Source organism: Mycobacterium sp., from assembly GCF_052144515.1.
Taxonomy (GTDB): Bacteria; Actinomycetota; Actinomycetes; order Mycobacteriales; family Mycobacteriaceae; genus Mycobacterium.
The window spans coordinates 20,818-31,531 of record NZ_JBKQQD010000079.1 but is presented as its reverse complement, the minus strand read 5'-3'; the positions used below and the strand labels follow the sequence as shown (position 1 = coordinate 31,531).

The following is a 10,714-nucleotide window of genomic DNA, read 5'->3' as shown; positions in this document are numbered from 1 at the left end:
GTTGTGGGCGCCCCCACTTCGAGTCCAAATAGCGGCCCAATTGAGTCCTGCCGGCAGGATTCGTGCCCCACTGCGCCCCACTGACGCTCCACATGCCGATTTTGACCGTCTGAAATGCGGTTTTCTGGCCTGACGATCGGGCGGGAAGGGGACAGCGCAACGCCCGAAGACCAAGCGGGTGGCAGACGAGCGAGAAAACTCGGTCGCGACACCTCTTTGATGGGGCAAAGTGGGGGATTGTGGGGTATGGTGGCTGAAGTGTTTGGGCGAGTCGGAGCCGCTTCGGACGGGAGGTGAGCTGGTGTTTCTCGGCACCTACACGCCCAAGCTCGACGACAAGGGGCGACTGACATTGCCCGCCAAGTTCCGCGACGCGCTGGCAGGAGGGTTGATGGTCACCAAGAGCCAAGATCACAGCCTGGCTGTCTATCCGCGAGCGGAGTTCGAGCAGCTCGCGCGCCGGGCAAGCAAAACGTCGCGGAGCAACCCCGAAGCCAGAGCTTTCCTGCGCAATCTCGCCGCCGGCACCGACGAGCAGCATCCCGACGCCCAGGGCCGGATCACGTTGTCGGCCGACCACCGCCGTTACGCCAACCTGTCCAAGGATTGTGTGGTGATCGGAGCGGTCGAGTTTCTCGAGATTTGGGACGCGCAGGCCTGGCAGAACTACCAGCAGACCCACGAAGAGAACTTCTCCGCAGCCAGCGATGAAGCACTCGGCGACATTATCTGAGGCGCGTGCCCGTGCATCGTGGCCTCTGCCCGAACCGACCCTGGCGTACTTCCCCAACGCCAGGTTCGTGCCTTCGGACAGGGACCTCGGTGCAGGGGCTGTGTCCGTTGAAGCCCGGATAGGTCTTGCAGGGCTTCTAATGGCTGACGGCCCAGGTGGTTTCGAGGGCGATTTCGGGCATGTGCCCGTCCTGCTGGACCGTTGCCTTGCGCTGCTCACCCCCGCACTGACACGCCGCCACTCGGACGGCTCCGGGGCTGTCCTCGTCGACGCCACCCTCGGTGCGGGCGGGCACGCGGAGCGATTCCTGACCGAATTGCCGGGCCTGCGGCTGATCGGACTCGATCGCGACCCGAGCGCGCTCGACATCGCGCGGAGCCGGCTGGCTCGCTTCGCCGACCGGGTCACGCTGGTGCACACCCGCTACGACGGCCTGCCCGAGGCACTGGCCGAATCCGGTTATGCCGCAGTGGAAGCGGTCGACGGGGTGCTGTTCGACCTCGGGGTCTCGTCGATGCAGCTGGATCGCGCCGAACGGGGTTTCGCTTACGCCCAGGACGCGCCGCTGGACATGCGGATGGACCCGGAGTCGCCGCTGTCGGCGGCCGACATCGTCAACGACTACGACGAGGCGGCATTGGCCGACATCCTGCACCGCTACGGCGAGGAACGGTTCGCCCGTCGCATCGCGGCTCACATCGTCCGCCGCCGTGCCCGCGCCCCGTTCACCTCGACCGCCGAGCTGGTCGAGTTGCTCTACCAGGCGATACCCGCTCCGGCCCGGCGTACCGGCGGGCACCCGGCCAAGCGCACGTTCCAGGCGCTGCGGATCGCGGTCAACGACGAGCTGAACTCGTTGTCCGCCGCTGTTCCCGCCGCGCTGGACGCGCTCACCGTGTCGGGGCGCATCGTGGTGCTGGCTTATCAGTCGCTGGAGGACCGGATCGTCAAACGGGTGTTCGCCGACGCCGTCGCCTCGCGCACACCGCTGGGTCTTCCGGTCGAACTTCCCGGCCACGAGCCGCGATTCCGATTGTTGACGCACGGCGCTGAACGGGCCGACGCCGACGAGATCGAACGCAACCCCCGCAGCGCCCCGGTGCGATTACGGGCCCTGCAACGAGTGCAGCACGAACCGCAGCAGGCAACCGGAAAGGGCGAGTCATGAAGGCCAAGCGCGAGGCGACAAAACGCCGCAGCGGTGACCGTCCGGGCGGACGCGACGCCCGCAGGAGCAAGAGCAGCACGGCCGAGGCAGCGTCCCCGCGCCGCGCTCGGACCCGCACCGCGAAGAACTCGGCGCCCACCCGCGAGGCCAGGACGCCGAAGTCCGGTCCGCAAACCAGCCCCATCGCCCGGCCGGTCGAGCGGCCGGCCCGGGCCAAGAGTACGAGCCAGGCCAAGGCGCGGGCCAAGGCACGGAAAGCCAAGGCGCCCAAGGTCGTCCGGCCCCGGCTGACCGAGCGCTTGGCCATCCGGCTGGCGTCGATCGACCTGCGGCCCCGCACCCTGTTGAGCAAGGTGCCGTTTGTCGTGCTGGTGATCGGTTCACTAGCTGTCGGCCTGGGCCTCACCTTGTGGTTGTCCACCGCCTCCGCCGAGCGGTCCTACCAGCTCAGCGACGCCCGCGAGCGGGCTCGGGTGCTGCGGGAGCAGAAGGAGGCGCTGGAACGCGATGTGCGCGAGGCGCAGTCGGCGCCGGCGCTGGCCGAGTCGGCCCGCAAGGAGGGCATGATCCCGACCCGGGATACCGCGCACCTGGTCCAGGACCCTACCGGTAACTGGGTGGTCGTCGGAACGCCCAAGCCGGCCGACGGCGTTCCGCCGCCACCCCTGAACGGCCCGCTTCCCGAACAAGGCCCTCCGTCGCCCCCGCCACCGCCGGCGCTTCCGCCGGAGGTCCCCGTCCGGGTGCAGCCCGGCGCCGGCGATTCGCCCGCGCCGGCCAGACCCGGGCCGGAGGCGCTGCTGCGCGCTCCGGACGGCGCCTCCACGGTCGGCGGTCAGCACCTGCCGCAGGCTGCTCCACGCCTGCCCGGGATGCCCGCCGGACCGGTTCGGGCACAGGTCCCCGGGCTGACACCGGCGCCGGGGCTGCCCGCTCCGGGAGCCACGACGCCCGCCGCGGGACCAGCAGAGGTGCCTGTTCCGCTGGGTGGATTGCCCGTCCCGGTGCCCGTTCCCCCCGCCCCCGGGGCCGCCTCGGTGCATGCTCCGCCGCCGCAACCGGGGGCGCCGGTGCCGGCACCCGGTAACGGCGAACAGTTCGGCCCCGTCGCCGTGACAGCTCCGGGTGCCCCACGGTGAGGGGAGTGAGGGGCGTGAGGGGCGCCAAGCGGACGGGCTCGTCGCAGTCGAAGCGGTCGGCGCGCGGTTTCGGTAAACCGCAAAAAACCTCCCGCACGGGGGTGCGGGCAGATGCAGCGCAGCAAGGTCACTCGGCGACCGACCGGCGCACCCGGCAGTTGGTGGAGGTGGGTACCCGCGGCGCGTCGTTCGTGTTCCGGCATCAGGTCGGCAATGCGGTCATCCTCGTGTTGATCGCGGTGGCCGCGGTTCAGCTGTTCATCCTGCAGGTGACCAACGCCCCGGCCCTGCGGGCCCAGGCGGCCGGGCAACTCAAGGTCACCGACGTCGCGAGGGCGGTGCGCGGCAGCATCGTCGACCGCAACAACGACCAGCTGGCCTTCACCATCGAATCGCGCGCACTGACGTTTCAGCCCAAGCGAATCCGCCAGCAGCTGGAGGAGGCCAAGAAGAAGAATTCGGCCGCCCCCGACCCGCAGCAGCGGCTGCAAGATATCGCCAAAGAGGTCTCGGGCCGGCTGAAAAACAGGCCGGACTACCCGACCGTGCTGAAGAAGCTGCAAGGCAACGACAACTTCGTCTACCTGGCGCGTGCCGTCGACCCCGCCGTCGCCAGTGCGATCTCCGACAAATTCCCCGAGGTCGGTTCCGAGCGGCAGGATCTGCGCCAGTATCCCGGCGGAGCGTTGGCGGCCAACATCGTCGGCGGCATCGACTGGGACGGACACGGTCTGCTGGGGCTGGAGGATTCTTTGGACTCCGTGCTTTCCGGAACCGACGGCTCAGTCACCTACGACCGCGGGTCCGACGGCGTGGTCATCCCCGGCAGTTACCGCAACCGCCACCGGGCGGTCAACGGTTCGACCGTCCAGCTCACCATTGACGACGACATCCAGTTCTACGTGCAGCAGCAGGTGCAGCAGGCCAAGAACCTGTCCGGGGCCCACAATGTCTCTGCCGTCGTCATGGACGCCAAGACCGGCGAGGTGCTGGCCATGGCCAACGACAACACGTTCGACCCGTCCCAAGACATCGGGCGCCAGGGCGACAGGCAGCTGGGCAACCTGGTGGTGTCCTCGCCCTTCGAACCGGGCTCGGTGAACAAGGTCATCACGGCGTCCTCGGTTATCGAATACGGGCTTTCCAACCCCGACGAGGTGTTGCAGGTGCCCGGCTCGATCTCGATGGGCGGCGTCAACATTCATGACGCGTGGGAGCACGGCGTGATGCCTTACACCACCACCGGCGTGTTCGGAAAATCGTCGAACGTCGGCACGCTGATGCTGGCCCAGCGCGTCGGTCCAGAACGCTTTTACGACATGGTCCGCAGGTTCGGGCTGGGTCAGCGCACCAATGTCGGGCTGCCCGGTGAGAGCGCCGGGCTGGTGCCGCCGATCGACCAGTGGTCGGGCAGCACCTTCTCCAACCTGCCGATCGGCCAAGGTCTTTCGATGACCCTGCTGCAGATGGCCGGCATGTACCAGACCATCGCCAACGACGGCGTGCGGATGCCGCCGCGGATCATCAAGGCCACCATCGCACCCGATGGCACCCGGACCGAGGAACCGCGCCCGGACGGCGTTCGGGTGGTTTCCCCGCAAACCGCGCAGACGGTGCGGCAGATGCTGCGCGCCGTCGTGCAGCGCGACCCCATGGGCTACCAGCAGGGCACCGGTCCCGCGGCCGCGGTTCCGGGCTACCAGATGGCGGGTAAGACGGGTACCGCCCAGCAGATCAACCCCGGCTGCGGCTGCTACTTCGACGACGTCTACTGGATCACGTTCGCCGGCATGGCCACCGTCGACAATCCCCGCTACGTCGTCGGCCTGATGATGGACAACCCGCAGCGCAACGCGGATGGTTCGCCGGGCCACTCGGCGGCGCCGCTGTTCCACAACATCGCCGGCTGGCTGATGCAGCGCGAAAACGTTCCGCTGTCACCGGATCCCGGACCTCCGCTGACGTTGCAGGCAACCTAAGCATCATCGTCGACGGGGGCACCTCCCGGTGCCGATACTCCTGGGTAGGGTGTCATGGCCGATCATGGCTGACGGAGGTGGTGAGGAGTGTCGGTGCCCACGGCGCTGCGGCCCAGCGCCGTTGCCGGTGCGCGGTTGCCGGCGCTGGCGGCTCAGGTCGGCGCGGTGGCGGCCGACGGCGCCGAGGTCGCTGGGGCGGTCCCGGACGTCCTCATCACGGGTGTCACGCTGCGGGGCCAGGACGTGCGGCCCGGCGACCTGTTTGCGGCCCTGCCCGGTGCGACCACGCACGGCGCGCGGTACGCCGGCGACGCGATCGAACGCGGTGCCGTCGCGGTGCTCACCGATCCCGCGGGCCTGGCCGAGATGCACGCGCTGGGAGCCACCCCCGTCCCCATCCTGCTGCACCCCGCACCCCGCAGCGTCCTCGGTGGCCTGGCCGCCACGGTGTATGGGGACCCGTCCGATCGGATGACGGTCGTCGGGATCACCGGAACGTCTGGCAAGACCACCACGACCTACATGGTCGAGGCCGGTCTGCGGGCCGGCGGGCGGGTGGCCGGGCTGATCGGCACCATCGGAATCCGCATCGACGGCGCCGACATCCCCGGCACGCTGACCACCCCTGAGGCTCCCGCGCTGCAGGCAATGTTTGCCGCGATGGCCGAGCGCGGGGTGGACACCGCGGTCATGGAGGTGTCCAGTCACGCGCTGACGTTGGGCCGCGCGGACGGCACGCATTTCGCGGTGGGCGGTTTCACCAACTTGTCGCGCGACCACCTCGACTTTCACCCCACCATGGCGGACTACTTCGAGGCCAAGGCCACACTGTTCGACCCCGAGTCGCCGCTGCGTGCTCACACCGTCGTGGTGTGCATCGACGACGACGCCGGGCGCGAGATGGCCGCCCGGGCCGGTGACGCGATCACCGTCAGCGCCACCGGCCAACCCGCACACTGGCGCGGCATGGATGTGACAGCCATCGGCGCCGGGGGACAGGAATTCACCGTCGTGGATCCCGCGGGCGTGCATCACCGCGTCGGCATCCGTCTGCCGGGGAGCTATAACGTTGCGAATTGTCTTCTCGCACTGGCGATTCTGGACGCGGTCGGAGTGTCCCCGGAACAAGCGTCACCAGGGCTACGGGAAACCCGCGTGCCCGGGCGACTGGAACAAGTCGATTCCGGCCAGGATTTCCTTGCGCTGGTCGACTACGCGCACAAGCCCGGCGCGCTGCGGGCGGTGCTGAACACCCTGCTGAAGCCGGGCCGCCGGCTGGCGGTGGTGTTCGGCGCCGGGGGTGATCGCGACCCGGGCAAGCGCGCGCCGATGGGCGAGGTCGCCGCCGAGCTGGCGGATCTGGTTGTGGTCACCGACGACAACCCTCGCAGTGAGGATCCGGCAGCGATCCGCCGCGAGATCCTGGTGGGCACAGACCAAGCCGCCCAAGCCGGCTCCCAAGCGCAGGTGGTCGAGATCGCCGACCGGCGCGAGGCGATCAGGCACGCGGTCGGCTGGGCGCAGGCCGGTGACGTGGTGGTGATCGCCGGCAAGGGCCATGAAACCGGACAGCGCGGTGCTACCGACGTCCGCCCATTCGATGACCGGGTGGAGCTCGCTCAGGCGCTAGCAGACCTGAAGGCGCGCCGATGATCGACCTGACCGTTGCCCGGATCGCCGAGATCGTCGGCGGCACGCTGGCTGATATCTCGCCGGAGGCCGCCGCGGATTGCCACGTCACCGGGGCCGTCGAATTCGACTCGCGGGCCGTCGCCCCGGGCGGGCTGTTTTTGGCGCTGCCGGGGGCGCGCTCCGATGGACATGACCACGCAGCGTCGGCGGTGGCCGCCGGCGCCGCCGCCGTGCTGGCTGCCCGGCCGGTGGGGGTCCCCGCGATCGTGGTTGCGCCGGAACCGGGAGACAGCCGCGCCGGGGTGCTTGAGCATGACCCCGACGGGTCAGGTGCGGCGGTGCTGACCGCACTGGCCAAGCTGGCCAAGGCGGTGGCCACCGAGCTGGTGGCCGGCGGGCTGAGGATCATCGGGATCACCGGCTCGTCGGGAAAGACGTCGACCAAGGACCTGGTGAAAGCCGTGCTCGAGCCGCTGGGTGAGGTGGTGGCCCCGCCCGGGTCGTTCAACAACGAGCTGGGTCATCCCTGGACGGTGTTGCGCGCCACCCGCAGCACCGACTTCCTGGTTCTGGAGATGTCGGCGCGCCATCCCGGCAACATCGCCGAGCTGGCGGCGATCGCCCCGCCCGCGATCGGGGTGGTCCTCAACGTCGGCACCGCGCATCTGGGCGAGTTCGGCTCCCGCGAGGCCATCGCGCGCACCAAAGCCGAACTGCCGCAAGCTGTTCCGCCATCCGGGGTGGTGGTTCTCAACGCCGACGATCCGGCGGTGGCGGCGATGGCCGACGCCACGAAGGTGACTGGGGCCCGGGTGGTTCGGGTCAGCCGCACCGGCCCCAGCGATATCTGGGCCGGACCCGTCACGCTGGACGAACTGGCCAGGCCGACGTTCACCCTGCACGCCGGAGGCGACTCCGCTGAGGTCTCGCTCGGCGTCTACGGCGACCACCAGGTCAGCAACGCCATGTGCGCGGCGGCCGTCGCGCTGGAATGCGGCGCCGGCATCGAGCAGGTGGCGGCCTCGCTGGCCCGGGCGGGTCCGGTGTCGCGGCACCGCATGCAGGTGACCACCCGCGCCGACGGTGTGACGGTGATCGACGACGCGTACAACGCCAACCCCGACTCCATGCGGGCCGGCCTGCAGGCCCTGGCCTGGATCGCCCATGGCCCCGACAAGCCACGGCGCAGCTGGGCGGTGCTGGGTGAGATGGCCGAGCTCGGCGAGGATGCGATAACCGAGCACGATCGCATCGGCCGGCTGGCGGTGCGCTTAGATGTGTCTCGACTCGTTGTCGTGGGAGGTGGGAGGTCGATGAGCGCCATGCACCACGGAGCGGTCATGGAGGGCTCGTGGGGTTCAGAAGCTGTTAGCGTCGCCGACGGCGACGCCGCCCTGGCGTTGCTGCGAGCCGAACTGCGGCCCGGTGACGTGGTCCTGGTCAAGGCGTCGAACGCCGCGGGCCTGGGGGCGCTGGCCGACGCGCTGGCCGCGGATCCCAATCATGGGAGCGATCGCGCATGAGACAGATCCTCATCGCCGTCGCCATCGCGGTGACCGTGTCGATCCTGTTGACCCCGGCGCTGATTCGGCTGTTCACCAGGCAGGGATTCGGCCAGCAGATCCGCGAGGACGGGCCACCCAGCCACCATACGAAACGCGGCACGCCGTCGATGGGTGGGGTGGCGATCCTGGCCGGCATCTGGGCGGGCTACCTGGGCACTCACCTGGCCGGCCTGGCGTTCCACGGTGAAGGGATGTCGGCATCGGGTCTGCTGGTGCTGGGTCTTGCCACCGTGCTCGGCGGTGTCGGGTTCCTCGATGACCTGATCAAGCTCCGCAGGTCACGGAACCTCGGGTTGAACAAGACGGCCAAGACGGTCGGGCAGATCACCGCCGGCGTGCTGTTCGGGGTGCTGGTGCTGCAATTCCGTAACAACGCCGGCCTGACGCCGGCCAGCGCGGACCTGTCCTACGTGCGTGAGATCGCCACCGTCACGCTGGCTCCCGCGCTGTTCGTGTTGTTCTGCGTGGTCATCGTCAGCGCCTGGTCAAACGCGGTCAACTTCACCGACGGCCTGGACGGGCTTGCCGCCGGCTGCATGGCGATGGTCACCGGCGCCTATGTGCTGATCACCTTCTGGCAATACCGCAACGCGTGCGTCACCGCGCCGGGCCTGGGCTGCTACAACGTGCGCGACCCGCTGGATCTGGCGCTCATCGCCGCCTCGACGGCGGGCGCCTGCATCGGCTTTTTGTGGTGGAATGCCGCGCCGGCGAAGATCTTCATGGGTGACACCGGCTCGCTGGCGCTGGGCGGCATCATCGCGGGGTTGTCGGTGACCAGCCGCACCGAGATCCTCGCGGTCGTGCTGGGCTCGCTGTTCGTCGCCGAAATCACCTCGGTGGTGCTGCAAATCCTGGCCTTCCGCACGACCGGGCGCCGGGTGTTCCGGATGGCGCCCTTCCACCACCACTTCGAGCTGGTCGGCTGGGCCGAAACCACGGTGATCATTCGCTTCTGGCTGCTCACCGCGATCGCCTGCGGCCTGGGCGTGGCCGTGTTCTACGGCGAGTGGCTGGGCGCGATCGGTGCCTGACGAGCTCGACCCGCTGGCACCGGGCGCGCCCGTGCTGATCGCCGGAGGCCGGGTGACCGGCCGCGCGGTGCTGGCGGCTCTGACCCGGTTCCGCGCGACCCCGACCGTCTGCGACGACGATCCGGCGATGCTTCGCCCGTACGCCGACAGCGGTGTCGCGACCGTGGATCCCGCGGTCGCCGAACAACGAATCTCCGACTATGCGCTGGTGGTCACCAGTCCCGGCTTTCAGCCGACGACGCCCATGCTGGCGGCGGCCGTGGCGGCCGGTGTGCCCATCTGGGGCGATGTGGAGTTGGCCTGGCGGCTGGACGCCGCGGGTCGCTACGGGCCGCCGCGGCGCTGGTTGGTGGTCACCGGCACCAACGGCAAGACGACGACGACATCGATGCTGCACGCCATGTTGACGACCGCCGGACTGCGCAGCGTGCTGTGCGGCAACATCGGCAGCCCGGTGCTCGACGTCCTGGACCAGCCCGCCGAGCTGCTGGCCGTCGAGCTGTCCAGTTTCCAGCTGCACTGGGCGCCGTCGCTGCGGCCCGAGGCGGGGGTGGTGCTCAACATCGCAGAAGACCATCTGGACTGGCATTCCAGCATGGCCGAATACAGCGCGGCGAAAGCCCGGGTGCTCAATGGCCGGGTGGCGGTGGTCGGGATGGACGACCGCCGGGCGGCCGCGCTGCTGGCCACCGCGTCGGCGCCGGTGCGGGTGGGCTTCCGGCTCGGCGAACCGGCCGCGGGTGAACTCGGGGTGCAGGACGGCCAACTGGTTGACCGCGCCTTCGCCGACGGCCTGGCGCTCATGCCCGCCGCGTCGATACCGGTCCCGGGCCCGTCCGGAGTGCTCGACACGCTCGCCGCGGCGGCGTTGGCCCGCTGCGTCGGGGCGCCCGCCGACGCGATCGCGGACGCGATCGCATCGTTCCGGCTGGGCCGGCATCGAGCCGAGGTGGTGGCCGTCGCCGATGGCATCACCTACGTCGACGACTCCAAGGCCACCAACCCGCACGCCGCCGAGGCGTCGGTGCTGGCCTACCCGCGGGTGGTCTGGGTAGCCGGTGGTCTGCTGAAGGGCGCCTCCGTCGACGCGGAGGTCGCCCGAATCGCTTCCCGGCTGGTCGGCGCGGTGCTCATCGGCCGAGATCGCACCCAGGTTGCCGAGGCGTTATCACGACACGCGCCCGATGTCCCCGTCGTCCAGGTTGTGACAGGCGAGGATGTTGAGATGCATGCGACTGCTGATGTTCCTGGGGCTTCTGTTGTTGAAGTGGCGAATGTTGATGATTTCGGTGGGACGGTCGGCGCTCGCGTGATGACCGCCGTGGTGGCCGCGGCCCGTGGCCTGGCCAAACCCGGTGACACCGTGCTCCTGGCACCGGCCGGTGCATCATTCGACCAGTTCAGCGGGTACGGCGACCGTGGCGACACCTTCGCGGCCGCCGTGCGTGCGGCGATCCGGTAGCC

At 69.6% G+C, this 10,714-nt stretch carries 8 protein-coding genes; all 8 read left to right on the top strand.

The window, feature by feature from the left end:
* The first annotated feature begins 301 nt into the window (after nucleotides 1–301).
* The 8 genes from mraZ to murD all read left to right on the top strand — a co-directional run bounded on the left by mraZ (nucleotide 302) and on the right by murD (nucleotide 10,712).
* Nucleotides 302–733, top strand: a complete 432-nt coding sequence (gene mraZ, locus ACLP9N_RS04240) for a division/cell wall cluster transcriptional repressor MraZ (protein ID WP_442406214.1) — start codon at nucleotides 302–304, stop codon at nucleotides 731–733.
* Nucleotides 708–1,901 carry a 16S rRNA (cytosine(1402)-N(4))-methyltransferase RsmH gene (rsmH, locus tag ACLP9N_RS04235; protein WP_442406213.1) on the top strand — a complete coding sequence of 398 codons (1,194 nt, stop codon included), beginning with the start codon at nucleotides 708–710 and terminating at the stop codon, nucleotides 1,899–1,901. Before mraZ ends, rsmH begins: the two co-directional genes overlap by 26 nt.
* Nucleotides 1,898–3,040, top strand: coding sequence for a hypothetical protein (locus tag ACLP9N_RS04230; protein WP_442406212.1), 1,143 nt, complete (start codon nucleotides 1,898–1,900; stop codon nucleotides 3,038–3,040). The genes rsmH and ACLP9N_RS04230 overlap by 4 nt, the downstream gene beginning before the upstream one ends.
* Nucleotides 3,037–5,019 carry a peptidoglycan D,D-transpeptidase FtsI family protein gene (locus ACLP9N_RS04225; protein ID WP_442406211.1) on the top strand — a complete coding sequence of 661 codons (1,983 nt, stop codon included), beginning with the start codon at nucleotides 3,037–3,039 and terminating at the stop codon, nucleotides 5,017–5,019. The genes ACLP9N_RS04230 and ACLP9N_RS04225 overlap by 4 nt, the downstream gene beginning before the upstream one ends.
* An 87-nt stretch (nucleotides 5,020–5,106) precedes the next feature.
* Nucleotides 5,107–6,672 (top strand): UDP-N-acetylmuramoyl-L-alanyl-D-glutamate--2,6-diaminopimelate ligase, encoded by a 1,566-nt coding sequence (locus ACLP9N_RS04220; RefSeq protein WP_442406210.1) that lies wholly within the window; start codon nucleotides 5,107–5,109, stop codon nucleotides 6,670–6,672.
* Nucleotides 6,669–8,174 (top strand): UDP-N-acetylmuramoyl-tripeptide--D-alanyl-D-alanine ligase, encoded by a 1,506-nt coding sequence (locus ACLP9N_RS04215; RefSeq protein WP_442406209.1) that lies wholly within the window; start codon nucleotides 6,669–6,671, stop codon nucleotides 8,172–8,174. Before ACLP9N_RS04220 ends, ACLP9N_RS04215 begins: the two co-directional genes overlap by 4 nt.
* Nucleotides 8,171–9,250, top strand: coding sequence for a phospho-N-acetylmuramoyl-pentapeptide-transferase (gene mraY, locus ACLP9N_RS04210; protein ID WP_442406208.1), 1,080 nt, complete (start codon nucleotides 8,171–8,173; stop codon nucleotides 9,248–9,250). Before ACLP9N_RS04215 ends, mraY begins: the two co-directional genes overlap by 4 nt.
* Nucleotides 9,243–10,712: a UDP-N-acetylmuramoyl-L-alanine--D-glutamate ligase gene (gene murD, locus ACLP9N_RS04205; RefSeq protein ID WP_442406207.1), complete on the top strand. Its 1,470-nt coding sequence runs from the start codon at nucleotides 9,243–9,245 to the stop codon at nucleotides 10,710–10,712. The genes mraY and murD overlap by 8 nt, the downstream gene beginning before the upstream one ends.
* The last annotated feature ends 2 nt before the right edge of the window (nucleotides 10,713–10,714 follow it).

Excerpts from the sequence above, each read along its gene's own strand:
- rsmH (WP_442406213.1), top strand. The coding sequence starts at position 708 with ATGAAGCACTCGGCGACATTATCTGAGGCGCGTGCCCGTGCATCGTGG.
- ACLP9N_RS04230 (WP_442406212.1), top strand. The coding sequence starts at position 1,898 with ATGAAGGCCAAGCGCGAGGCGACAAAACGCCGCAGCGGTGACCGTCCG.
- ACLP9N_RS04215 (WP_442406209.1), top strand. The coding sequence starts at position 6,669 with ATGATCGACCTGACCGTTGCCCGGATCGCCGAGATCGTCGGCGGCACG.
- mraY (WP_442406208.1), top strand. The coding sequence starts at position 8,171 with ATGAGACAGATCCTCATCGCCGTCGCCATCGCGGTGACCGTGTCGATC.